At 71.0% G+C, this 24472-nt stretch carries 18 protein-coding genes; 9 read left to right on the top strand and 9 right to left on the bottom strand.

Annotated features, from left to right (window positions below; genetic code table 11):
* Positions 1 to 75: 75 nt before the first annotated feature.
* Positions 76 to 1269, top strand: a complete 1194-nt coding sequence (locus NUG20_RS16115; RefSeq protein WP_263398510.1) for an aminotransferase class V-fold PLP-dependent enzyme — start codon at positions 76 to 78, stop codon at positions 1267 to 1269.
* Positions 1270 to 1657: 388 nt separating this feature from the next.
* Here NUG20_RS16115 and NUG20_RS16110 read toward each other — a convergent pair whose 3' ends face one another.
* The 3 genes from NUG20_RS16110 to NUG20_RS16100 form a co-directional block, all read right to left on the bottom strand.
* Positions 1658 to 3145: an ABC transporter permease/substrate-binding protein gene (locus NUG20_RS16110; RefSeq protein WP_263398509.1), complete on the bottom strand. Its 1488-nt coding sequence runs from the start codon at positions 3143 to 3145 to the stop codon at positions 1658 to 1660.
* An 8-nt stretch (positions 3146 to 3153) separates the two neighbouring features.
* Positions 3154 to 3891 carry an ATP-binding cassette domain-containing protein gene (locus NUG20_RS16105; protein WP_263395441.1) on the bottom strand — a complete coding sequence of 246 codons (738 nt, stop codon included), beginning with the start codon at positions 3889 to 3891 and terminating at the stop codon, positions 3154 to 3156.
* A 243-nt stretch (positions 3892 to 4134) separates the two neighbouring features.
* On the bottom strand, positions 4135 to 5013 hold the full coding sequence (locus NUG20_RS16100; RefSeq protein WP_263395440.1) for an outer membrane protein assembly factor BamD: 879 nt from the start codon (positions 5011 to 5013) through the stop codon (positions 4135 to 4137).
* 115 nt (positions 5014 to 5128) lie between these two features.
* Here NUG20_RS16100 and rluD point away from each other — a divergent pair, with 115 nt between their 5' ends.
* From rluD to NUG20_RS16080, 4 genes are all read left to right on the top strand, one after another.
* On the top strand, positions 5129 to 6136 hold the full coding sequence (gene rluD / locus NUG20_RS16095; protein ID WP_263395439.1) for a 23S rRNA pseudouridine(1911/1915/1917) synthase RluD: 1008 nt from the start codon (positions 5129 to 5131) through the stop codon (positions 6134 to 6136).
* Between the two features lie 238 nt (positions 6137 to 6374).
* Complete coding sequence (gene pgeF / locus NUG20_RS16090) at positions 6375 to 7157, top strand: peptidoglycan editing factor PgeF (protein WP_263395438.1); 783 nt, start codon at positions 6375 to 6377, stop codon at positions 7155 to 7157.
* A complete protein-coding gene (locus tag NUG20_RS16085; RefSeq protein ID WP_263395437.1) occupies positions 7142 to 7684 on the top strand; it encodes a DUF4166 domain-containing protein in 543 nt (180 codons plus the stop codon). The genes pgeF and NUG20_RS16085 overlap by 16 nt, the downstream gene beginning before the upstream one ends.
* A gap of 16 nt (positions 7685 to 7700) precedes the next feature.
* Complete coding sequence (locus tag NUG20_RS16080) at positions 7701 to 8117, top strand: thiol-disulfide oxidoreductase DCC family protein (RefSeq protein WP_263395436.1); 417 nt, start codon at positions 7701 to 7703, stop codon at positions 8115 to 8117.
* 408 nt (positions 8118 to 8525) lie between these two features.
* Here NUG20_RS16080 and NUG20_RS16075 read toward each other — a convergent pair whose 3' ends face one another.
* The 6 genes from NUG20_RS16075 to NUG20_RS16050 form a co-directional block, all read right to left on the bottom strand.
* A complete protein-coding gene (locus NUG20_RS16075) occupies positions 8526 to 10382 on the bottom strand; it encodes a methyl-accepting chemotaxis protein (RefSeq protein ID WP_263395435.1) in 1857 nt (618 codons plus the stop codon).
* A 323-nt stretch (positions 10383 to 10705) separates the two neighbouring features.
* On the bottom strand, positions 10706 to 13135 hold the full coding sequence (locus tag NUG20_RS16070) for a membrane-bound PQQ-dependent dehydrogenase, glucose/quinate/shikimate family (protein ID WP_263398508.1): 2430 nt from the start codon (positions 13133 to 13135) through the stop codon (positions 10706 to 10708).
* Between the two features lie 513 nt (positions 13136 to 13648).
* Positions 13649 to 15013, bottom strand: coding sequence for an alpha,alpha-trehalose-phosphate synthase (UDP-forming) (otsA, locus tag NUG20_RS16065; protein WP_263395434.1), 1365 nt, complete (start codon positions 15011 to 15013; stop codon positions 13649 to 13651).
* Positions 15010 to 16791 (bottom strand): glycoside hydrolase family 15 protein, encoded by a 1782-nt coding sequence (locus NUG20_RS16060; protein ID WP_263395433.1) that lies wholly within the window; start codon positions 16789 to 16791, stop codon positions 15010 to 15012. The genes otsA and NUG20_RS16060 overlap by 4 nt, the downstream gene beginning before the upstream one ends.
* 97 nt (positions 16792 to 16888) lie before the next feature.
* Positions 16889 to 17641, bottom strand: coding sequence for a trehalose-phosphatase (otsB, locus tag NUG20_RS16055; RefSeq protein ID WP_263395432.1), 753 nt, complete (start codon positions 17639 to 17641; stop codon positions 16889 to 16891).
* A gap of 193 nt (positions 17642 to 17834) precedes the next feature.
* The gene (locus tag NUG20_RS16050; RefSeq protein WP_263395431.1) at positions 17835 to 20273 is read right to left on the bottom strand and encodes a TonB-dependent receptor plug domain-containing protein; all 2439 of its coding nucleotides are present in this window, start codon (positions 20271 to 20273) and stop codon (positions 17835 to 17837) included.
* 235 nt (positions 20274 to 20508) lie between these two features.
* Between NUG20_RS16050 and NUG20_RS16045 the strand changes: the two genes are divergently transcribed.
* The 4 genes from NUG20_RS16045 (at position 20509) to NUG20_RS16030 (ending at position 24440) form a co-directional block, all read left to right on the top strand.
* Complete coding sequence (locus tag NUG20_RS16045; protein WP_263395430.1) at positions 20509 to 20988, top strand: DUF3574 domain-containing protein; 480 nt, start codon at positions 20509 to 20511, stop codon at positions 20986 to 20988.
* An 89-nt stretch (positions 20989 to 21077) separates the two neighbouring features.
* Positions 21078 to 21497: a GNAT family N-acetyltransferase gene (locus tag NUG20_RS16040; RefSeq protein ID WP_263395429.1), complete on the top strand. Its 420-nt coding sequence runs from the start codon at positions 21078 to 21080 to the stop codon at positions 21495 to 21497.
* 107 nt (positions 21498 to 21604) lie between these two features.
* On the top strand, positions 21605 to 23203 hold the full coding sequence (locus NUG20_RS16035; RefSeq protein WP_263395428.1) for a hypothetical protein: 1599 nt from the start codon (positions 21605 to 21607) through the stop codon (positions 23201 to 23203).
* A gap of 52 nt (positions 23204 to 23255) precedes the next feature.
* Positions 23256 to 24440, top strand: a complete 1185-nt coding sequence (locus tag NUG20_RS16030; protein ID WP_263395427.1) for a lysozyme inhibitor LprI family protein — start codon at positions 23256 to 23258, stop codon at positions 24438 to 24440.
* Positions 24441 to 24472 lie beyond the last annotated feature (32 nt).

Below are 24472 nucleotides of genomic sequence, written 5' to 3'. Positions count from 1 at the left end.
TCTTGGCGGGCCTGATCCCCGTCGCGTCAAACGGCCTCATTTCCTATGTCTACAGCAATCCCGTCCAACGCCTCCCTGTGGGCCCCTGCGACCGGTACCGCGGTGCCGGCGCCGGTCGACCTCGCGCAGGCGCCGCACGCCTTCGTCCTGCCCGACGGCGTGCGTTATCTGGACACCGCCAGCAAGGGGCCGCGGCTGGCCAGCGTGCTGGCCGCCGGGCAGGCGGCGCTGGCCGATTCGGTCGCGCCGTGGACGCTGTCCTTCGCGGCCTGGCGGGAGCAGATCGAAGACCTGCGCGCCCTGGCCGCGGCGACGCTGTTCGACGGCGACGTCGACGGCCTGGCGATGGTGCCGTCGGCCGCCTATGGGCTGGCCACCGCGGCGCGGCAATTGCCGCTGGCGGCGGGCGAGGCGGTGTTGCTGCTGGACGGCCAGTTTCCGTCGAACCTGTTGCTGTGGCAGCAGCGCTGCGCCGAGACCGGGGCGCAGCTGGCGGTGGTGCGGCGTGGACCGCAGCAGGACTGGACCGAGGCGGTGCTGGCGGCCCTGGACGCCGAGCCGCGGGTGCGGATCGCGACGCTGCCGCATGCCTACTGGCGCGACGGCACGTTGCTGGACCTGGACCGCATCGCCGCGCGCGTGCATGCGGCCGGCGCAGCGCTGGTGCTGGACCTGAGCCAGAGCCTGGGCGTGCTGCCGGCGCGACTGGCGGCGTGGCGGCCGGATTTCGTGGTCGCGGTCGGGCACAAGTGGCTGCTCGGGCCGCTGGGGCTGGCCTGGCTCTGGGCCTCGCCGCACTGGCGCGCGCACGGCGTGCCGATCGAACACCATTGGCAAGCCCGCGATCCGGGCGCCGACTGGAACTTCCCGGCCGACGCGCTGCCGCCGTTCCGCGCCGGCACGCGTCGTTTCGATGCCGGTGGCGTCGCCGAACCGCTGCGGTTGGCGATGGCGACCGCGGCGCTGCAGCAGCTGCGGCACTGGCAGCCGGCGCGGATCGCGGCGCGGCTGGGCGAACTCGGCGCGGCATTCGAGGATGAGCTGCGGGCGCAGGGCGGTGGCGACTGGACCGTGCCGGGGCATGCGCCGCACCTGTCCGCGCTGCGGCCGCCGGCGCCTGCGCTGCAGGCGTTGCTGCCATGGCTGCAGAGCGCGCAGGTGATCTGCACCCACCGCCACGGCGCGTTGCGCATCGCGCCGTACCTACAGCTGACGCCGGAGGCGATGCGTGGGCTGGCGCGGGAGATGGTTGCCGTGGCGCACGGGTGAGTGCGCGTTCGGAGCGTTCTTGTGCGGGAGGGCTGAGGTTGCGTTGGATTTTTAGCCCGGACTGTCATCGGAGTCTGGGCGTGCCGCTTCGTTCGTCGCGACTGAAGTCGCTCCCACAGGGGGGCTTGCGGTGGGCTTGCTGGGTGCATGTAGAGGAGCTTCAGCCCTGACTTCTCACCGGGGCTGGAGGCTTGCCGCTTCGTTTGTCGCGGCTGAAGCCGCTCCTACAGGGGCTTGCGGCGAGTCGGATGGGTGCACTGTGGGAGGGACTTCAGTCCCGACGGGTTCCGAAGACGGTTGCTGGCCGTTGTCGCAGTGCGATCGATGGCCGGGCGCCGGCGGATGCTTTCATTGTCGTTCCGATGCGCAACAAGCAGGCGCGCCGGCCTCAGCGCCGCGCCGCCAGGCGCAGGCCGCGCGGGGTCAGCCAGCGCTCCAGGCCTTCGAACAGCGCCTGCGCCAGCAGCGCCAGCATCGCTGCCGGCACCGCGCCTTCCAGGATCAGGCCGATGTCGTCCAGGCGGATGCCGGTGAGGATCGGCTGGCCGTAGCCGCCGGCGCCGATCAGTGCGCCCAGGGTGGCGGTGCCGACGTTGATCACCGCGGCGGTCTTGATGCCGGCCAGGATGGTGCGCAAGGCCAGTGGCAGTTCGATCCGCCACAGCCGCGTGCCCGGCGGCAGGCCGATCGCCGCGGCGGTCTCGCGCAGGTCGCGGGCGATGCCGGTCAGGCCGGCATGGGTGTTGCGCACGATCGGCAGCAGGCTGTACAGGAACAGCGCGGCGATGGCGGGTTTCGCGCCGATGCCGAACAGCGGAATCATGAACACGAACACCGCCAGCGACGGCAGCGTCTGCAGCACCCCGGTCAGCGACAGCACCACCTGGCCCAGCCGCGGCCGGTTGGCGGCGAGGATGCCCAGCGGCAGCGCCAGCAGCAGGGCCAGGCCCAGCGACAGGCCGACCAGCGCCAGGTGTTCGCGGGTGCGCTGCAGCAGGCGCGACAGCCGGCTGTCCTGCGCCGGTGCGGCGACGCCCAGCCACTGCGCGGCGATCGCGCTTTCGGCGCGCTTGTGCAGCTTCGCCTCGGCATTGAGCCGCTGCATCGTCGCCGCGTCGATGCGCCCGCCCAGGCCCTCCAGCGCCTGCACGAAGCGCGGCGCGCGCTGCGCCAGGTCGCTGCGATACAGGAACACCGCGGCGTAGCGCGGGAAGTAGCGGCGGTCGTCCTGCAGTACCAGCAGGTCGTGCGCGGGAATCTCGGCGTCGGTGCTGTACAGGTCGGTGAGGTCGATCGCGCCGCTGTCCAGGGCGCGATAGGCCAGGTCGTGGTCCAGCCCGGTCGGCGTCTGCGGCAACTGGTAGGCGTCGCGCACCCCGGGCCAGCCGTCGGCGCGCGATACGAATTCGTTGCTGAGCCCGAACTTCAGCGACGGATGCGCGGCCAGGTCGGAGAGGCGCACGATGCCCAGCGCCTGCGCGCGTTGCCGGCGCATGCCGAACGCATAGGTGTTGTCGAAGCCCAGCGGTGCGCTCATCGCCAGGCCGCGCTGCGCCAAGGCGCGGCGCAACGCGGCATCGTCGGCGTCGGGCAACTGCAGCAGTTCCGCGGCCAGGGTGCCGGTGTATTCGGCATAGGCGTCGATCGAACCCTGCTCCAGCGCGCGCCACAGGATGCGGGTGCCGCCGAGCTGGCGCCGGTGCTCGACCTCCACGCCGGCCTGGCGTCCGGCGCCGGCGGCGATCTCGCCGAGCACCACCGCCTCGGTGAAGTTCTTCGAGCCGACCACGACTTTCTCCGGCGCCGCCGCTGCGCTGCTGGCGAGCAGGGCGAGCGCCGCGGCGAGCACGAGCAGCACCGCCGCGTGGCGCCGCATCGGCGCCGTCACCGCGCATCCTCCAGCGTGCGTTGTGCGTGCAGGAACTGGCCGACGAACGGGTCGGCCGGCGTGTCCAGCAGGTCGCGCAGGCTGCCTTGCTGCACGATGCGCCCGCCGCGCATCAGCACCAGCGTGTCGCCCAGGTAGGCGGCTTCGGCGACATCGTGGGTCACCAGCACCACGGTCTTGCCGAGCAGCGCGAACAGCTCGCGCATCTGCGTCTGCAGCTCGTGGCGCACGATCGGGTCGAGCGCGCCCAGCGGTTCGTCCAGCAGCAGCACCGGCGGGTCCAGCAGCAACGCGCGGATCAGGCCGACGCGCTGGCGCTGGCCGCCGGACAGTTCGGCCGGATAGCGCGCCAGCAGCGCATCCGGCAGGCGGCACAGCGCGGCCAGCGCGTGCAGGCGGGCGTCGATGCGCGGCCGCGCCCAGCCCAGGGTCTGCGCCAGCAGCGCGGCGTTGTCGCGCGCGCTCAGGTGCGGGAACAGACCGCCCTCCTGGATCACGTAGCCGATGCGGCGGCGCTGCGCCAGCAACGTGGCGCGGCGCAGCGGCTCGCCCTGGAAGCGGACCTCACCGACGTCCGGCCACTCCAGCCCGAGCAGCATGCGCAGCACGCTGGACTTGCCGGCGCCACTGGGGCCGATCAGCGCGGTGGTGCGGCCGGGGGCGATGCGCAGATCGACCCGGTCCAGCGCGAGTGCCTCGCCGTAGCGGCGGGTGACCTGATGCAGTTCGAACATGCCGCCAGCATAGCCGGGCGGCGCCGGTCGGCGCGCGAACGCGTGGACGACTTGCCCGGTTGGCGACAGCTGCTCGATGGGGTCGGGCGCATTGGCTGCAGCGGTCGCGGACCACACGCAGATCGCGTCTGTTCGGGCGGAGCAGCGGCCGGTTCTAGCAAACGCCCGCTTGCCGGCCGTTGCCTGCGTCGGCAAACGAAAAGGGGCCTTGCGGCCCCTGTGTCGTTGCGTCCGGCGGTTGGCTCAGCGGGCCATTTCCGAGTTGGACTGGCCGGTGGAAGCGGACTTCTCGCCGGCGAACGGGTTGAGCTTGCGGATCATCCACGGGTACTTCGGCCAGTGGCCGGTCAGCCACGGATGCTTGGGATCGTTGAGTTCCAGCACCCGGCGCGCGTCGTCGGCCAGCGGCTTGTTGCCCAGATGGGTATAGGCCTCGGCCAGCACCGCCACCGCGTCGTACTGGTAGGCGCTCTGCGGATAGGTTTCCAGCAGGTAGGTGGCGCGGCCGGCGGCCGAGACCCAGGCGTCGCGGCGCAGGTAGTACAGCGCGTTGTCCAGCTCCTGCTGGGCGAACACGTTACGCAGCGCGATCATGCGCTGGCGCGCGTCGGCGGCGTAGCGGCTGTTCGGATAGCGCTCGGCGACGATGTTGAAGTCGGCGTAGGCCTGCTGCGGCGTGGACAGATCGCGGCGGCTCGGATCCAGCGACCAGACCCGGCGCAGGAACACGGTGTCGCGATTGCCGTTGGACAGCGCGCGCAGGTAGTACATGTAGGCGATGTTGCGGTGGGTCGGGTAGGTGCGGATGAAGCGGTCGATGCTGGACACCGCGTCGTCGTGCTTGCCGGCCTTGAACTGGGCGTAGGCGGTCTCGATCATCGCCTGCTCGGTGTACTGGCCGTAGGGATATTGCGCGATCAGGCGCTTGAAGCTGCCCTCGGCGCCGGCCCAGTTGCCGCTCTGCATCTGCGAGTGCGCCTTCTGGTAGAGCTGCTCCACCGGCATCCCTTCCTCGGGATTCTTGTTCTTCTGGCGGTGGCAACCCGTCGCCACGACGACCATGACCAGCATCAGGGCGATGAAACGGACGTGCGCGGAGAGCGAGACGGAGCGTCGGATCATGGGTTCGGGCAGGACACGTCAGGAATACGAAGGGGCGATGATAGCCTAGTGGCCTGTCCGGCGACTGACTACGGCCGCCGCGACCCTCCCTTTCCGACGTAGCCGTGCCCTTTTCATGCCCAATACCCTCCCGGACTCCCCCGAGGACGCCGCCTCCGACGGCCCGCGCCAGGCGCGCGTGCCCGACCATGCAGCCGGCCGCCGCTTCGACGCGGTGCTGGCCGAGCTGTTTCCCGAATTCTCGCGCTCGCGCCTGGCCGAATGGATCAAGTCCGGCGACGCGCTGCTGGACGGCGCCCCGGCACGGCCACGCGACGCCCTGCGCGGCGGCGAGATCGCCAGCCTGCACGTGGTGCTGGAGACCCAGACCCACGCGCTGCCGGAGGACATCCCGCTGGAGGTGCTGTACGAGGACGACCAGGTCATCGTGCTGAACAAGCCGGCCGGGCTGGTCGTGCACCCGGGCGCCGGCAACCCCAGCGGCACCCTGGTCAACGCCCTGCTGTACCGCGACCCGTCGCTGGCGGCGCTGCCGCGCGCGGGCATCGTGCACCGCCTGGACAAGGACACCAGCGGCGCGATGGTGGTGGCGCGCACGCTGCCGGCGCACACCTCGCTGGTGGCGCAGCTGTCGGCGCGCGACGTGCACCGCCAGTACCTGGCGGTGGTGGGCGGGCCGCTGGTTTCCGGCGGCACCGCCGATGCGCCGATCGACCGCCACCCGCGCGACCGCCTGCGCATGGCGGTGCGCGAGGACGGCCGCGACGCGGTCACCCACTACCGGCTGCGCGAGCGCTTCCGCGCGCATACCGCGCTGGAGTGCCGCCTGGAGACCGGGCGCACCCACCAGATCCGCGTGCACATGGCGCACCTGAAGCACCCGATCATCGGCGACCCGCTGTACGGCGGCCCGCTGAAGCTGCCCAAGGGCGCCACCGAGACGCTGATCGCCGAATTGCGCGGCTTCAAGCGCCAGGCGCTACATGCCGAGACGCTGGAGTTCAAGCATCCCGTCCATGGCGAGCCGGTGCGCGCCACCGCCACGGTGCCGGCCGACCTGCAGCGCCTGCTGGCGGCGCTGCGCGAGGACTCGCGGCTGGCCGCCGAGCAGACGCGGCGCTGAGGATGGCGCCGGTGGGCGAGCGTGGGCCTGGGGCCGTTCGCTCATTCCCGAGCGGACGTGCCCGGGAATGGGCGACACGGCTTGGCGTGCCGGTGCAGGCGGCGGGGACGCGCGGCCGGCGTGGTGGTTTCCGATACGCCCACGCGGCCGTCGCAGCGCAGGCGGTCGCCGTCGGTAGCGCGGCGCTGCGCCCGCTGGCGCCGTTCGCCTGCATTGCGTGGTCCCGGGCCATGTGCTCATGACCGACTTCACCGACTTCGCCCTGGCCGCCGATTGGCCGGCACCGCCGCGGGCGCGCGCGCTGACCACGCTGCGATATGGCGCCGGCGCTTCGTTGCCGCCGTTCGACCGCTTCAACCTGGGCAACCGCAGCGCCGCCGACGGCGACGACCCGGCCACGGTGCAGCGCAACCGCGACGAACTCGCCGAGCGCCTGGCGCTGCCGTCGCCGCCGCATTGGCTGCGGCAGGTGCACGGGGTGCAGGTGCTGCGCTTCGAGCGGCCGCCCGCCGCGGTCGGCATCGACGCCGAACCGACCGCCGATGCCGCGGTCACCGCCGTGCCCGGGGTGGTTCTGGCGATCCTGACCGCCGATTGCCTGCCGGTGGTGTTCGCCGCCCGCGACGGCAGCGAGGTCGGCGCCGCGCATGCCGGCTGGCAGGGCCTGGCCGCCGGCATGCTGGAAGCCACCGTCGCCGCGCTGCGCACGCCGCCGGCGCAGCTGCAGGCCTGGCTGGGGCCGGCGGCGGGGCCGCAGGCGTACGAGATCGGCGCCAACGTGCGCGATGCCTTCCTGGGCCACGATCCGGCCGCCGCCAGCGCCTTCGTCGCGACCCGCCCCGGCCATTGGCGCGTGGATCTGTATGCGCTGGCGCGGCAACGCCTGGCCGCGGCCGGGTTGGATCCTGCGCAGGTGTACGGCGGCGGGCTGTGCACGATCTCCGCGCCGCAGCGCTTCTATTCCTATCGCCGCGACCGCCGCAGCGGGCGCATGGCCACGCTGGCATGGATCGCGGACTGAGCGCGCCGCTGTTCGCGCAACTGCTCGGCGACGATTTCGCGCAGTTGCCGCCGGCGCTGCGCGCGCTGCACTCGGTGCCGCAGCGGCAGCGCTACGCCGGTCATGCCGAGGTGCGCCGCGGCCGGCATCCGCTGCTGCCGCTGTGCGCGTGGCTGGCGCGGTTGCCGCCGGCCGGCGCCGCGGTGCCGGTCGCGGTGACGTTCAGCGCCGATGCGCAGGGCGAGCGCTGGGAACGCCGTTTCGGTACACATGCGATGCCGTCGCGGCTGTGGCTGCAGGACGGGCGGCTGCGCGAACGCCTGGGCGCGGTCGAATTCGAATTCGCGCTGCGCGTGGACGGCACGGCCATCGTCTGGCGCGCCGCGCGCGCCTGGGCGTTCGGCGTGCTGCCGCTGCCGCGGCGCTGGCTGGCCGGCGTGCATTGCCGCGAAAGCGAACGCGACGGCCGCTATGCGTTCCTGGTCGAGGTGGCGCTGCCGTGGATCGGCCCGTTCATTCGCTACGAGGGTTGGCTTGCGCCGGCCTGAGCGCCCGCGCGGCGCAGTGCCCGCCGCGGCCGCCGGCAGCGCGATCGTCGTCGTGTTCGACGGGGTGTGCGTGCTGTGCAGCGGCTGGGTACGCTTCCTGCTGCGATTCGATCGCCGCGGCCGCTATCGCTTCGCCGCGCTGCAATCGGCCAGCGGGCGCACGCTGCTGCGCGACAACGGGCTGGATCCGGACGATCCGCTCTCGTTCCTGCTGCTGACCCCGGAGCGCGCCTGGACCGACTCGGATGCGGCGATCGGCGTGATCGCCGGCCTCGGCGGCCCATGGCGCATCGTGGCGGCACTGCGCGTAGTGCCGCGGCGCTGGCGCGACGCGGCGTACCGGCTGCTCGCGCGCAACCGCTATCGGTGGTTCGGCACCACTGCGCAGTGCTTCCTGCCCGACCCGGAGCAGCGTTCGCGCTTCCTGGAGTGACGCGGCCGGCGGTGCGGTCGCCTGCGGGCGCTCGGATTCAGGTGATGCGATTCCTGCAGCGGTGCCGCGTGCAATCGCTGTGAGGCGGGGATGCGACTGGGGGCAACGCGCTGGCCGCCGGCTCGGTCGTGCCGCAGCCGAGTTCGGAACGATCGCCGCCGAGGCTGCCACTATTTGGCGCGTCGCGACCGATGGCTCTCGGCACCGAGTCCGCTCCCCACACATCGCTCCGATATGGCACACGGGCCAGACTGGCGCCGGTCGGTCAATCCTGCGTTGTGGGAGTCGCTCCCGCAAAAGCACAATTCGCCGGCGATGCAGCGACCGAGCGACCAAATGGTTGAGCCGCCGCGCAGCTGCCGCGGTCGGCGCGACACGCAGCGCGCCCGCGCGTCGGCTGCGCGTCGCCTAGCCCGCGCTACGCAGCAGCGGAGTGACGTTGCCGCCGGCGTGGCCGCGGTCGGGTTCGATGCGGAACACCGCCACCGCCGTGGCCAGGCTGCCGGCCTGTTCTTCCATGCTGCGGGCAGCGGCGGTCGCTTCCTCGACCAGCGCGGCGTTGCGCTGGGTCACTTCGTCCAGCTGCATCACCGTGCGGTTGACCTGCTCGATGCCGCTGGACTGTTCGACGCTGGCGGCGCTGATCTCGCCGATGAGCCCGGTCACGCGCTGCACCGAGCCGACGATCTCGTGCATGGTCGCGCCGGCCCGGTTCACCAGCCCCGAGCCCAGCGTCACCTTGTTCGTGGAGTCCTCGATCAGGCCCTTGATCTCCTTGGCCGCATCCGCCGAGCGCTGCGCCAGCGAGCGCACTTCCGAGGCGACCACGGCGAAGCCGCGGCCCTGCTCGCCGGCGCGCGCGGCTTCCACCGCCGCGTTCAGCGCCAGGATGTTGGTCTGGAAGGCGATGCCGTCGATGACGCTGATGATCTCGCCGATGCGCCGCGACGAAGTGCTGATCGCGCTCATCGTGGCGACCACCTCGTCCATCACCTTGCCGCCGGACTGGGCGATTTCGCCGGTGCTCTGCACCAGGCCATTGGCCTGCTGCGCGTTGTCGGCGTTCTGTTTCACCGCCGAGGTCAGTTCTTCCATCGAGCTGGCGGTTTCCTCCAGGCTCGCCGCCTGCTGCTCGGTGCGGTCGGACAGGTCGGTGTTGCCGGCGGCGATCTCCATCGAGGCGCGGCGGATCGCTTCGACCGCGCCCTGGATGCCGACGATGATCTCGGTCAGCTTGGCCACGGTGCGGTTGGTGTCTTCGCGCAGTTGCGCGAACACGCCCTGCGCGTCGCCGTCGACGCGATGGGTGAGGTCGCCTTCGGCCAGTGCGGCCAGCGCGGCGGCCAGCGCGGCCAGATTGTTCTCCACCGAATCGGAGATGCGGTTGACGCCCTCGGCCAGCGCCTTGAGCACGCCGTCCATCGCCGCGGTATCGATGCGGCGGCTGAAATCGCCGTGCGCGGCGGCCTCGATCACCGTGGTCAGCGCCTGCTCGGCAGCGACCTGCGCGGTCACCTCCTCCCACTGCGCGATGGTGCCCAGGCGCACGCCGTCGGCGCCGCTGATCGGGCTGTAGACGAAGTCGATCTGGCGGCCGAAGAACGGCGCGCGCACGCGCTTGGAGCCGGTCAGCGCGCGCATGCGGTCGATCGCGGCCTGGCTGTCGGGATAGATGTCGCCGATGCTGCCGCCGACGAACCCTTCAGCGTGGAAGTCGGGGCGGAAGCTCTGCACGTCCGGCTCGATCGCGCGCAGCATCTGCAGCAGCTTGCGGTTGGCGAAGTGCACGCGGCCGTCGTCGTCGGCGATGCGGACCATGGTGTCCAGGTCGTCCAGCGCCTGGATCACGAAGCGGCCGCGGCCCAGTTCGGCCTCGGTCTCGGCCTGGCGCGCGGCCAGCCGCGCCTGCGCGGCCTGCAGCGCACGCAGCAGCGCGGCGTCCGCGCCGTTGCCGGCGGGGGGCAGGCGCTGCTCGAAACGGCCCTCGCCCAGCGCCTGCACGGCCTGCACCGCGCGCTGCAGCGACGGCGCCGCGAGCCGCAGGCCGGCCCAGTACAGCGCCGCCACCAGCAGCGCGCCGATCGCCAGTGCCGGCGCCAGGCGCGCCAGCGCCGGTCCGTTCGGTCCGAGTTGGCGGCCGACGTGCAGCGCGTACAGCGCCATCGCCAGCAACCCCAGCGCATAGGCCAGGGCGAGCAGGAGCGGGCGAGCCTGCAGGCGGGAGGTGCCGGTCGGCGGCAGGGCTGAGGCGTCTGGCAAGGTCATGGCGTCTACCGGCTGGGAAGCGCTGGCGCAGTCCATTCGCGTCAGCGGTTCATGGTGAATGTCTTTCAGTATCGGCCGGCACCTCCGCCGACTTGACCGCAGCGGACGCCGCTCGTCGGAAACATGGCGCCTGAATGCGCGAAATAGGTCGCTGAATACGCTGCATTTTTTGCTGCACCGCGATAAATCGTGGCATCTGCCGCTTGCTGTGGCGCCACCGCTGTCGCCCACCACCGCTGTTGCCGCTGGCGGCGCATCCGCGCCCAAAACGCAACCGGCCGTCTTGCGACGGCCGGTCGGGTCGATCGGGGCGGTGACGCAGGCTATTTCGTCGCGGCGGCGTCCGGCAGGGTCCAGGCGATCACGCTGTCGCCGGGCTTGGTTTCCATGCGGTCGTGGCCGCCGATCGCGGCGACGATGTACTGCTTGCCGTCCACCGTGTAGCTCAGCGGCGCGGCCTGCGGGCCGGCCGGCACCCGCACTTCCCACAGCAGCTTGCCGGTCTGGGTGTCGTAGCCGCGCAGGAAGTTGTCCAGCGCCGCGCCGATGAAGGTGACGCCGCCGGCGGTGGCCAGCGAGCCGCTGTTGTTGGGCGTGCCCAGCTCGAACTTCATCTTCGACGGGATGCCCATCGGTCCTTGGTCGTAGCCGGTGCCCAGCGGCCGCCGCCAGATCACCTGCTGGGTGCGCAGGTCCACGCCGGACACGTAGCCCCATGGCGGCGCGATGCACGGCGTGTTCAGCGGCGACATCCACGGCTCCTTGCGCGCGCCGTAGGCCAGGCCTTCCTGGGCCATGTAGCCGGGCGTCTTGCTCTTGCCGTTGAACACCGAGACCACGCCCAGCGCGTTCATCTCCTGCCGCGGGTAGACGTTCTCGGTGTACGGCAGGCGGTTGCTGTTCATCACCATGATGCCGCGCTGCAGGTCGACCGACACGCCACCCCAGTTGATGCCGCCGTGGTTGCCGGTGAACGACAGCGAGCCGCCCAGGCTGGGCGGGGTGAACATGCCTTCGTAGCGCAGCTGCTTGAACTGGATGCGGCAGGCGAGCTGGTCGAACGGGGTGATGCCCCAGGCGTCGGACTCGACGATGGTCTCGTAGTCCTTGCTGGGCGCACCGACCGTGTTGGGCATGCCCGGCGACACCGGCTGGGTCTTGGCGGTCCAGTCGCCGTGGTCGGTGCCCTGCGGCACCGGGATCTGCTGCACCGGCATGATTGGCTTGCCGGTCTCGCGGTCGAGCACGAACACCTGGCCGGACTTGGTCGCCTGGATCACCGCCGGGCGGGTGCCGCCGCCGGGGACCGGGAAATCGACCAGGTTCGGCTGCGGGCCGATGTCGTAATCCCACAGGTCGTGGTTGACGGTGCGGAAGTGCCAGCGTTCCTTGCCGGTGGCCGCGTCCACGGCGACCAGCGAGGCGGTGTATTCCTCCTCCTGCGGCGTGCGGCCCTTGCCGAAGAAGTCGCCGGCGGCGTTGCCGGTGGGCAGGTAGACCAGGCCCAGTTCGTCGTCGGCGGCCATCAGCGACCACACGTTGGGGGTGGAGCGGGTATAGGTCTGGCCGGCCGGCGGCGCGGCGTCGATCGCCGGGTTGCCCAGGTCCCAGGCCCAGCGCAGTTGGCCGCTGACCGCGTCGAAGGCGCGTACCACGCCCGACGGCGCATCGCGTTCCTGGCCGTCGCGGACCTGGCCGGTGGGCTGGATCACCACGCCGCGCATCACCACCGGCGGCGAGGTCGGGCCGACGAAGCCGGGCTTGGTGTTGCCGGTGTCCTTGTTCAGATCGACGTAGCCGTGGTCGCCGAAGCTCTCGCACAGCTTGCCGGTGACGGCGTCGAGCGCGCCCAGGCGGCCGTCGACCATCGGCCAGAAGATGCGCTTGGCGCATTCGGCGACCGGCGTGGTGGCCTCGAAATAGGACACGCCGCGGCAGGTGGTGGCGGCGACGCCGGCCATCGCCTTCGGATTGGTCTTGGGATCGAAGCGCCAGCGCTCCTTGCCAGTGGTGGCCTCGACCGCGATCACCTTCTGCGTGGGGGTGCAGATGTAGACCAGGTCGCCGACCTTCAGCGGCGTGTTCTGGAACGCATAGCCGAGCTTGGAGCCTTCCGGCTTGAGGTCGCCGGTATGGAATTCCCAGGCGATCTTCAGGTCCTTGACGTTGTCCGGGGTGATCTGCGCGCCGGGGCTGTAGTGGTTGGACAGGTTGGAACCGGCATAGGCGGTCCAGTTGCCGGCATCGTGGTTGGCGGCGACGTTGCCGTCCGGGCTGTTCACCGCGGCGCGGCTGAACGCGGCTTGCGGGCGTTGCGCGGCCAGCGCCGGGTCGGCCAGTTCGACGGTGCGCGGGAAGAACAGCGGCACGAACACCAGCAGCGCGCCCAGCACCGGCAGCACGCCGGTGACCAGTGCGTAGCCCAGGCCGGACAGCGGCGCCAGGCGCCAGCGCGCCACCTTCCAGAACGGCAACAGCAGCAGGCCGAGCACCGAGATCATCGCCAGACGCGGGATCAGCGCCCAGCCGTCCAGGCCGACCTCGGCCAGCGCCCAGGCGATGGTCGCCGCCAGCGTCGCGCCGAACAGCCACAGCCCGGCGCGGCGGCCGAGCGCCAGCAGCGCGCCGGACACGGCCAGCGCCAGCCCGGCCAGCAGGTAGTACCAGGAGCCGCCGACGGCGACCAGTTGCCCGCCCATGAAGGCGAGCGCGATGCCCACTAGGGCGATGACCACGGCATAGGCGGCGAACAGCCAGTGGCCGGGTCCGTGTTTCGGGGTGTGATCGTTCATGGGGATGGGGGAGCGTCTGACGGGGACCCGGAGGCGTCGCGGTGCGGCGGAGGCGGGTCGTGGAGGGAGCAGGCGAGGGCATGGCCGCATCGGCGGTGGTCCTGCGCACAACGGCAACATCGCGCTACCCCTCCCAGGGTGCAGAAAAGCGCGGTGCGTAGGCGTAATTTTAAGGCCCGCAGGTCATCGGACCGTGACGGCAGGCGGAACCTTCCGTCCTGTGCGGCGGGCGATCCCGACGCCGGTGCCGGACTGGGATTGGGGTCACCCGGCAGTGCAGCGTTCGCGAAGCGCGCCGGTACGTGGAGTTTTCGCGCTGCGAAGCGCTGCGGCGCCCATGTCCGCAAGTGCGGGCGCGCTACCCTTCGCGGGACGGTTGCCCAACGTGGAAACTTGCAGCCGATGCGCCGGCCGCTGTCCGGCACCGCACGCCGCTCCGCCGGCAGCCGCGTACAGCGCAGCGTGGCGCAGGCCTCAGCGTTCCAGCGCCTGCAGGTAGCGCTGCCGCCAGACGCCGATGTCGTTCTTGCGCAGGTGCTCCATCATGGTCTGCCAGCGTTCGATGCGCTTGGCCTTGGACAGCGAGGCGGCGGTGGCGATCGCGTCGGCGACGCCGTCCAGGTCGTGCGGATTGACCAGCAGCGCTTCCTTCAGTTCGTCGGCGGCGCCGGCCAGCAGCGACAGCACCAGTACGCCCGGATTCTCCGGGTCCTGCGCGGCCACGTATTCCTTGGCCACCAGGTTCATGCCGTCGCGCAGCGGCGTCACCAGACCGACCTGAGCGGCACGGTAGAAGCCGGTCAGGGTGGCGTGGGTGAAGTTGCGGTTGACGTAGCGCAGCGGCGTCCAGTCCGGCTCGGCGTGGCCGCCGTTGATGTGCCCGGCGATCTGTTCGAGCTGATTGCGCAGCTGCTTGTATTCGGCGACGTCGCCGCGCGAGACCGGCGCGATCTGTAGGTAAGTGAGGCTGCCGCGCTGGTCCGGATGCCGTTCCAGGTAGCGCTCGAAGCCGAGGAAGCGCTCGGGCAGGCCCTTGGAGTAGTCGAGCCGGTCCACGCCGATCGCCAACTGGCGGTCGCGCAGGCTGCTGCGCAGGTCGCGCACCGCCGGCTTGGCCACCGCCGCGCGCGCCTGCTGCGCGATCAGTTCGGTGTCGATGCCGATCGGGAACTTCTCGGCGCGGAAGCGGCGCCCGCCGGGCGCTTCCAGCACGCCGTCCTTGATCACCTTGCCGCCGCCGAACAGGCGCACGTAGGCCTGGAAGCGGTCCACGTCGCGCTGGGTCTGGAAGCCGACCAGGTCGTAGGCGTAGAAGCCGGAGAACAGCCGCGCATGGTCGGGCAGGGCCTGGATCAGGTCGGCCGAGGGGAACGGCACGTGCAGGAAGAAACCGATCTTGCAGCCGATGCCGCGCTCGCGCAGCAGCGAGGCCAGCGGGATCAGGTGGTAGTCGTGGATCCACACCGTGTCGTCGTCGCGCAGCAGCGGCGCCAGCTTCTCGGCGAACATCGCGTTGACCCGGCGGTAGCCCTCGCGGGTGGCGCGGTCGTAGTCCACCAGGTCCAGGCGGAAATGCAGCAGCGGCCACAGCGTGCGGTTGGCGAAACCGTTGTAGTAGGCGTCCAGGTCGGCGCGGTTGAGATCCATGGTGACGAAGCGGATGTCGCCCTGGGTCTGCTCGTGCATCGCGCCGCTGTCGCCGCGCACGGTCTTGCCGCTCCAGCCGAACCACACCCCGCCGCGTTCCTTCAACGCGGCGAGCAAGCCTACCGCCAGGCCGCCGGCACGGTTCTCGCCGGGCAAGGCCACGCGGTTGGATACCACCACCAATCTGCTCATGACGCCTCCTGCCAGCTGCGCGACAACCGCATCGCGGCGATGATCAACCCGACATGCGAATAGGTCTGCGGGAAATTGCCCCAGGCCTCGCCGTTGTCGAAGGCTAGATCCTCCGACAGCAAGCCCAGGTGATTGCGGCGCGCGAGGATGCGCTCGAACAGCTCGCGCGCCTCGTCCTTGCGCCCGATCGCGGCGAGCGCGTCGATGTACCAGAACGTGCAGATGGTGAAGCTGGTTTCCGGCTCGCCGAAATCGTCCGGCGCCACGTAGCGGTACAACGCATCGCCATGCTTGAGGTCGCGGCCGATCGCCTCGACCGTGGCGACGAAGCGCGCATCGTCCGGGGCGATGAAGCCGATGTCGGCCAGCAACAGCAGCGAGGCGTCCAGCCGATGGCCGTTGAACGTGTCGGTGAAGTGGCCGCGCTCGGCGCTCCACGACTCGGCCAGCACCCGCGCGTGGATGGTGTCGGCGCGCTGGCGCCAGTAGGCCACGCGCGCGTCGATGCCCAGCCGCGCGGCGATCTTGGCCAGGCGGTCGCAGGCGGCCCAGCACATCGCGCTGGTGTAGGTGTGCACCTCGGCACGGCCGCGGAATTCCCACAGGCCGGCGTCGGGGACGTCGTGCAGCGCGAAGGCGCGCTCGCCCAGCGGCTCCAGGCGCAGGAAGGTGTCGGCGTCGCCGGGGTCCTTCAGGCGCAGGTCGAAGAACAGCTGGGTGGAGGCCAGCACCACGCTGCCGTACACGTCGTGCTGCTTCTGGATCCAGGCCAGGTTGCCGCGCCGCACCGGGCCCATACCGCGGTAGCCGGCCAGCGATTCGACCTCGTGTTCCTCCAATGCCGCTTCGAAGCCGATGCCGTACAGCGGCTGCAGGCTGCCGTCGGTGGTGGCGATGTTGAAGATGTAGCCGAGGAACTGCTCCATGGTGCGGGTGGCGCCGAGCCGGTTCAGCGCGCGCACCACGAAGGCGGCGTCGCGCAGCCAGCAATAGCGGTAGTCCCAGTTGCGCGGGGTGTCCGGCGCTTCGGGGATGGAGGTGGTCATCGCCGCGATGATCGCGCCGCTGTCTTCGTACTGGCACAGCTTCAGGGTGATCGCGCTGCGGATCACCGCGTCCTGCCAGTCCAGCGGCACCGACAGGTAGCGCACCCACTCGCGCCAGTATTCCTCGGTGCGTTCCTGCGCTTCCTGAATGTAGCCGGTCAGCGAGCGGGTCAGCGATTCGTCCACGCCGAGCATCAGGTTGACCGGATGGTTGAGCACGAACGGCAGTTGGTCGCGGATGAAGCGCACCGGCACGTCGGTGGTCAGGCGCAGGGTGAAGTCCGGCAGCAGCCAGCGCACGTGGTTGCTGCCCCAGGTGCTTTCCGGCTGGCGCGCGCCCCAGTCGGCCAGCGGCCGCGCCAGCACGCGGATGCGCGGGTTGCCGGACAGCGGGCGCACCTGGCGGATGATGCTGACCGGCCGGTAGAAGCGGCCGTGATTGCGCCAGCGCGGCGCGAAGTCGATCACTTCCACCGCGCCGCCGTGCGCGTCGCGCAGCACGGTGCGCAGGATCGCGGTGTTGGCCAGGTAGTGCTGTTCGCTGTCGACGAAATCCTCCAGCTCGATGCTGAAATCGCCGCCGGGGTGGTCGCGCGGGGACAGCAATGCGCAGAACGCCGGATCGCCGTCGAAGGCGGGCAGGCAGCTCCACACCACGCGGGCCTGCTTGTCGACCAGTGCGCCGAAACTGCCGTTGCCGATCACGCCGAGGTCGAGGTTGGGGGAGCTCATGGAGCGGGCAGATCCTTGTGCAGGGACGGGGAGAAAGCGAAGGCGCACCAGGCGGCGCGCGCGGGCAGGCCGGCACGCGCCGTCGTACGCGCCGCGCTCATGCGGCGTTGTCGCGCAGCCATGCGTGCACGCCGTGTGTATCGGGCAATGCGAACGTGGCCGCGCTGCGTTCGCGGGCGCCGACCAGCACGCTCCAGCCGCCGGCGCGGTTGGCCGCGTCGAAGCCGAATTCGTCGGTGAGGTCGTCGCCGACGAACACCGGGCGTCGGCCCTGGAACGGCGGCTGCTGCAGCAGCGTGGTCACCGCTTGGCCCTTGTCGCTGCCCTCGGGCACGAACTCGACCACGTGGTCGCCGGGTTGCAGGCGGTAACCGGGCAATGCGTCCATCTGCGCCTGGGCGAAGGCCAGCACCTGCGCGCCGGCGTCCGGCGCGGCACGCCAGTGCAGCGCCAGGCTCGCGCCCTTGTCTTCGATCAGCACGCCCGGGTGCGCCTGGCGCAGGTGCGCGGCGCGCTGGTGCAAGCCATGCAGCCACTGCGAGGTGTCGGCGGGCATCGCCGCACGCGCGTTGATGTCGCTGCGCAATTCGTGGCCGTGCAGGCCGGCGGCCGGCAAGCGCAAGGGCGCGAACAATGCGTCCAGCTGCGCCAGCGGCCGGCCGCTGACCAGCGCCAGCGCGCCGTGCAAGCGGTCGCTGATGCGGCCGATCGCCTCGCGCACCTCGGGCAGCAGGTGCACGCCGTCGGGACGGTCGGCGAACGCGATGAGGGTGCCGTCCACGTCCAGGAACAATGCGCAGGCATCGTCCAGGCGCGGCGGCGGCGGTCGGAGGGGGAGCGCGTCAGCCATCCATTCATCATGAACGAGACAGCGTTAGCGTCAGGTGGAGCGGCGCACGACCCAGGCCGCTAACGCAGAAATCGGTCGGATCCGCGTCCGATACCAATGTAGGGGCGCACGCGCCCCTGCATTGAAGATGCCGCCGATTCGCGCGCGATATCGCCGAAACGGCTTTGCCGAGTCCCGGGTCCCGGGTCCCGGGTCAAAAGGTAAACCGCACCCGCCCGTAGTAATAAGCGCCATTGCTGCCGATCGGCGACAGCACGTCGTAGGGCAGGTTGCCGAAGTAGTAGATGTCTTCGTTGGAGCGGTCGGAGTAGTTGTCGGTGAGGTTCTGCCCGCCCAGCGCCACGCTCCACTGCGGCGTGATGCGGTACTCGACCTCGGCGTCGAGCTGCCACTCGGCGCCGTAGGTCTGCCGCGGCACGAAGCCGCCGCCGAAGTCGAACACGCGGGTCGCGCTGCCGTAGCGGCTGACGCGGGTCTGCAGCGCCCAGCGGTCGTTGCTCCAGTTCGCCGCGAACTGCGCGCGGGTGCGTGGGGCGGCGTCGGTCAGGGTGTTGCTCTCCTCCACGCCGAACAGCACGTAGTCCGGATTCAGCGCCAGCAGCTGCGCCGGGGTGGCGACCACGTTCTTCAGCTCGGTCTTGGCGTAGCTCCAGGTGCCGGTCAGCTGCAACTGGCCGTTGCCCAGCGCCTGCCGCCAGTTGCTGACCAGTTCGGCGCCGCGGGTGCGGGTGTCGGCGGCGTTGACGAAGAAGCTGGCGCTCTGCAGGCCGCTGACGCCGAAGTTCTGCGCCACGAACGCGGTCAGCGCATCGCCGCTGATGTCTTCGGACAGCGCGATGCGGTCGTCGATGTCGATCTGGAACAGGTCCAGCGACAGGTCGAAGTGGGAACCGATGCGGCTGGTGAAGCCGAGGCTGTAGTTCAGCGACTTCTCCGGCTTCAGTTCGCGCGCACCGAGCGCCTGCGCGATCGGGTTGTTGACCGACAGCAGGCGGCCCTGCTGCAGCTGGCCGGCGGCGTCGTAGCCGGTGGAGGTGGCTTCGTAGCCGATCTGGCTCAGCGACGGCGCATGGAAGTTGTTGGAGATCGCGCCGCGCAGCGCGAACGCCGGCACGAACTCGTAGCGTGCGGCCAGCTTGCCGGTCAGTTCGCCGCCGAAATCCTGGTAGTGCTCGTAGCGCGCGGCCAGGTCGGTGGAGAACTTGTCGCCGAACTGGCTGGACAGGCTGGCGTAGGCGCTGGCGACGTTGCGCGACAGGTCGGCCGCGTCCTGCGGGGTCAGCCCGCCGCCGGCCTGGGCGCCGGTGGGACGGTCGGTGAAGGCGCCGGCGGCGTAGCTGGCCGGGTCGCCGGGGCGGGTGCGGTAGTGCTCGCGGCGAAATTCCACGCCGCTGCCGAAGCTGTGGCTGGCGCCGGCCGCGTCGAAGCTGCGGCTCAGGTCCAGGTTGGCCACGCTCTGCTCGAAGGCGTAGTCGCCGGTCTTGAAGCGGGTCGTGCTGCCCGGGCCGAGCGAGGCGTTGAGCGAGTTCTTCAGCCGGTAGGTGAAGTCGTTGCGGCCGTAGTCGAGGCTGGCGTCGTAGGCCCACTCGCCCCATTGCCCGCGCGCGCCGGCCACGCCCTGCAGGTCGCGGTTCTCGCCCAGCGACACCGGGCGGTAACCGTTCGGGTAGACCTCGGTCCAGTTGGCGTCGCTGTCGGGATAGCGGAAATAGTTGGCGCCCTGCGTGTCGCGCTGGTTGTAGGTGCCGAAGAAATAGAACTCGCTGCTCTGGCCGAACGGCAGCTTGCCGTTGATCCAGGCGTTGAGGTCCTTGCTGGCGCCGTCGCCGAGCACGTAGTTGCGCTTGCCGGCCAGGGCCAGGTTGGCCGGGGTCTGCGCTTCGAACGGCGGGATCTGGTCGTAGCCGGCGCGGTTGGTGCCTTCGCGGTTCTTCAGTTCCAGGCCGACCTTGAAGAAGCCGCCGTCCTCGCCCAGGCGGGTGCCGACCTTGGCGCTGGCGTAGCTGGTCTGGCCGTCGGTCACGGTGCGGTCGATCGGCTGCACGTCGGTGTGGTGGGCGCCGAAGCTGGCTTCCAGTGCGCCGCTGTCCGGATCGTCGTCGAGGATCACGTTGATCACCCCGGCCACCGCGTCCGAACCGTACTGCGCGCCGGCGCCGTCGCGCAGCACTTCGATGCGCTGGATCGCGCTGACCGGGATCGCGTTGAAGTCGACCGGGGTGGTGCCCTTGCCGATCTTGCTGTCGGTGTTGACCAGCGCCGAGGTGTGGCGGCGCTTGCCGTTGACCAGCACCAGCACCTGGTCGGGCGAGAGCCCGCGCAGCTGCGCGGCGCGGATGTGGTCGGCGCCGCCGGAGTTGGACTGGCGCGGGAAGTTGAACGACGGCAGCAGCGCCTGCAGCGCGCTGCCCAGCTCGCCGTTGACCACGCCGGCCTTGCGGATGTCCTCGGCGCTGAGCACGTCGACCGGCGCGGTGGACTCGAGCACGGTGCGGCCGCTGGCGCGGGTGCCGGTGACGATCACCGTGTCCAGGTTGGTCGCGGCGGCGGGCTCGGCCTGCTGCGCCAGGGCGGGGGCCGACAAGGCCAGGGCGATGGCCAGGCTCAGCGGCCGGGCGAACGGGTACGACATGGGGGCTCTCTCCTGCGGTGGCGCGAAGACCAGCCGCGGCGGTGGTCCATGCGCCGCAGACGATCGAATTTGGTTACATCCATCCGGATGAAGCGATATATTAGCTTATCGTTAACACGGCTGCGAGCCGCCCGATCCGCTGCGTTTGGCATGAGCTGATGCCCGGCGGTTATCGGGTACGCGCGGCCGCCGTCGCCTACCATCCCCTTTTTCCATTCGCTTCCGAGACCTGCCGATGCTGCTGCGTGCCCCGTTGCTTGCCGTGTTCCTGGCCCTGACCGCCTGCGCCAGCGTGGCGCCGTCGGCTTCCACCGCGCCGGCCAAGGTCGCTGCCGCCATGCAGGGCGATGCCGCGCGGCCGGCGCAGGCCAGCGGCTGGGTGCGCAGCGAGCTGTACTTCGGCGTCGGCGAGGAGAGCGGCCCGGCCGACCGCCCGCAGGCCGAGCCGATCAGCCAGGCGCAGTGGCGCGCGTTCCTGGACAAGCAGGTCACGCCGCGCTTCCCCGACGGCCTGACCGTGTTCGACGCCTACGGCCAATGGCTGTTCCGCGGCGCCAAGGAACCGAACCGGCTCAACACCAAGGTGCTGGTGATCCTGCACGAGGACACGCCGCAACGCCGCGCCGACATCGAGGCGATCCGGCTGGCGTGGAAGCAGGCGACCGGACACCAGTCGGTGCTGTGGTCGCGGCAGCCGGTCGAGGTGTCGTTCTGAAACCGGGACTCGGGACTGGGGACTCGGGACCCGGAAAAGCGCCGGCGGCGACGTTCTCGATTCGGCGGGACGATCTGTCCGGTGCGGCGGTGCAGGCGTTGCTCGAATACCACCTGCAGCAGATGCATGCGCAGTCGCCGCCGGGCAGCGTCTATGCGCTGGACCTGTCCGGATTGCAGCGTCCGGATGTGACCGTGTGGAGCGTCTGGCGCGGCGATGCGTTGGCCGCGGTCGGCGCGTTGCGCGTGCTGGACGATGGCGGCGGCGAACTGAAGTCGATGCGCACCCATCCGGAGTTCCTGCGCCAGGGCGCGGCCGCGGCGCTGCTGGAGCACATCGTGGCCGCCGCGCGCGCGGCCGGCCTGCGCCGGCTGAGCCTGGAAACCGGCAGCGGCGCGGCCTTCGACGCGGCACTGGGCCTGTACCGGCGCCGCGGCTTTCGCAATGGACCGGCGTTCGCCGATTACGTGCCGAGCGCGTTCAACCAGTTCCTGCATCTGGCGCTGTAGCCGCGGCGCACGGGCGCAGGCCGGGATGCTGCATCCCTGTTCGCGCGCCAATCGGCAAGCGCCGCTTCCATTACCATCCATCGATCCCTCACCTAGCCATCGCCCGCATGCCCAGCATCGCTCCTCCTACGTCGCGCCCGCGCTGGTTCGTTGCCGGCGACCTCAACGGTTTCTTCGGGCTGGTGGTCGACAACCTGTCGATCCTCGGCTTCATCACCATGGCGCTGGTCGGGATCTTCCAGTTCCCGGCCGAGGTGATCTACACGCGGATGATTCCCGGCACCGCCTTCGGCGTGCTGATCGGCAATCTGCTGTACACGTGGATGGCGCGCAGGCTGGCCGCGCGCAGCGGGCGCAGCGACGTCACCGCGATGCCGCTGGGCCTGGATGCGCCGACCAGCATCGGCATGGCGCTGCTGGTGCTGGGCCCGGCGTTCGTGCACTACAAGCAGCAGGGTCTGGATCCGCAGGCCGCGGCGATCGCCACCTGGCACCTGGGCATGGCCTCGCTGGTGGTGATGGGCGTGCTGAAGACGGTGCTGTCGTTCTTCGGCGACGCGGTCACCCGCGCCTTGCCGCGCGCGGCGCTGCTCGGTTCGATCGCCGGCATCGCGCTGGTGCTGATGGGCTTCCTGCCGCTGTTGGAGACGCTGCGCGCGCCGCTGGTCGGGCTGGTCGTGCTGGGCCTGCTGCTGTACGTGCTGATCGCCAAGGGCCGGCTGCCGTACGGCGTGCCCGGCGTGCCGCTGGCACTGGTGCTGGGCACCGGCCTGTACTACTGGTCGAACGCGGCCGGTTTCGGCATCCCCGGCTACCAGGCGCCGCAGTGGGTGGCGCCGCAGTTGGTGCTGCCGTGGCCGAGCCTGGGCTTCGTCGCCGGCCTGCCCGACACCGTGCCGTTGCTGCCGCTGCTGCTGCCGTTCGGCCTGCTGATGGTGGTCGGCGGCATCAACGTCAGCGAGAGCGCGCGCGCCGCCGGCGACGACTACCGCACCCGCGACATCCTGCTGGTCGAGGCCTGCTCGACCCTGGTCGCCGGCATCTGCGGCGGCGTCGCGCAGACCACGCCCTACATCGGCCAGCCGGCGTACAAGCACATGGGCGCGCGCAGCGGCTACACGCTGCTGACCGGGCTGTTCATCGGCCTGGGCGGCATGCTCGGCCTGGTCGCCGGACTGGTGCAGTGGCTGCCGCTGGCGGTGCTGGCGCCGATCATCGTGTACGTGGCCATCGACATCACCACCCAGGCGTTCCAGGCCACGCCCAAGCGCCATGCCGGGGCGATGGTGCTGGGCTTCCTGCCGTCGGTGGCCTACCTGCTGGCGATCAAGGCGCCGGGCTGGATCCCGGCGGACAAGCTGGCCGCGCTGACCACCACGCTGGACGGTCACGGGTTGCCCGAACTGGCGGTGATCTTCACCCTGGGCAACGGCTTCATCATCACCGCGATGCTGTGGACCGCGGCGGTGGCGGCGATGGTGGACGGACGCCTGCGCCGCGCCGCGGTGTTCCTGCTGGTGGCGGCCGGGTTGACCCTGTTCGGCTTGATCCATTCGGTGGATCCGCGCGGCGGCATCTATCTGCCGTGGACGCTGAGCGGCCTGCCCAAGTTGATCGCCTGGCAATTCGTCGGTGGCTACGTCGCCCTGGCCGTGCTGCTCGGCCTGCTGTCGTTGCAGAAACCGCGCGCGGTGGTGGTGGACTGAACGTTCCGCGGCCGGCATGCTCGGCCGCCCAACCGCAACAGGGATGTCGCACATGACCCCACGCTTCGTTCCGCTGGCCGGCCTGGCCCTGGCGGCGCTGCTGCTGGCGCCGGCCGCGTCGGCCGCCTCCTTCGATTGCGCCAAGGCCGCCAGCCCGATCGAGCGGCTGCTGTGCGGCGACGCGAACCTGGGCCATCAGGACGAGCAACTGGCCAACGGGTACGCCGCCCTGCTGGACAGCGCGCCGCGTGCCGAGGTCGCCGCGTTGCGCAGCGCGCAGCGCGCCTGGCTTACGCAACGCAATGCTTGCCTGCAACAGGCGCAGCCGGTGGCCTGCGTGCAGCGCGCCCAACTGGCGCGGATGCGGGAGTTCGACACGCAGAGCGCGGCGCAGGCGGCGCGCCTGGACCGCATCGTCGCCCGCATCCCGAGCGCGCCGGCCGCCGCCGCCGCGCAACTGCGCGACTACGACGGCGCACTGGCCTCGGCCTGGTTGGCGTACCTGCAGCGCTTCGAACCCGGCGCCGGGGTCGGCGCCAAGGAAGCGCAGACGCGTTTCGCCCGCGCCGCCACGGCATTGCGCGCGCAGGACGAGTTCGCCGCCTCGCTGCTCGACGACCTGCGCAAGGATCCCAAGACACCAGCGGGCGAGGTCGAATTGACCCTGCTGCGCAACTGGATCGAGCGCAGCGGCTACGACGATGGCACGCGTCCGTACGTGCACTGCTTCGTGTTCGCGCGGCAGGGCGAGTTGGCCTATGCGGCGATGGGTCCGCTGTACGGCTCCTCGCGCGACGGCAGCGCGCCGCTGTGCGCACCGCAGGGCGGCCTGTTCGATCTGCCGGCCTGGACCCAGCTGCGGGCGGCGTTCGAGCCGGCGATCGCGACTGTCTCGGGCGACGCGGGCACGATCCGTTTCGCCAGCTACGCCGGGTGGCGCGTGCAGGAACTGCGCGCGACCGTATCGCCGCTGGATTTCCTGCAGGCGGCGAAGGTGCCGCGGGCGCCCGATCCGCTGCCGGCGATCCGCGCCATCCGTGGCGAGACGCCGTGGCCTGCGGCCGCGCGCAAGGCCGCGCTGGCGGCGGTGCCGGCGGCGCGCATCGCGACCGCGGCGTGGCTGGTGCAGCACAAGCGGTTGCCGGCGGTGCAGGCCGACACGGTGGCCGCGGCGATCGTCGCCGACTGGGTCGGGTCGCGGCTGGACTTCATCGACGAAAACGCGGTGGAGCAGTAGCGCGCGGCATGGCACGCGCCGGCCGCACGCCG

Origin of the sequence: Xanthomonas sp. CFBP 8443 (assembly GCF_025666195.1) — a bacterium.
GTDB lineage: Bacteria > Pseudomonadota > Gammaproteobacteria > Xanthomonadales > Xanthomonadaceae > Xanthomonas_A.
Note: the sequence above shows the minus strand (reverse complement) of the source record. Positions and strands in the feature narration are given on the sequence as shown.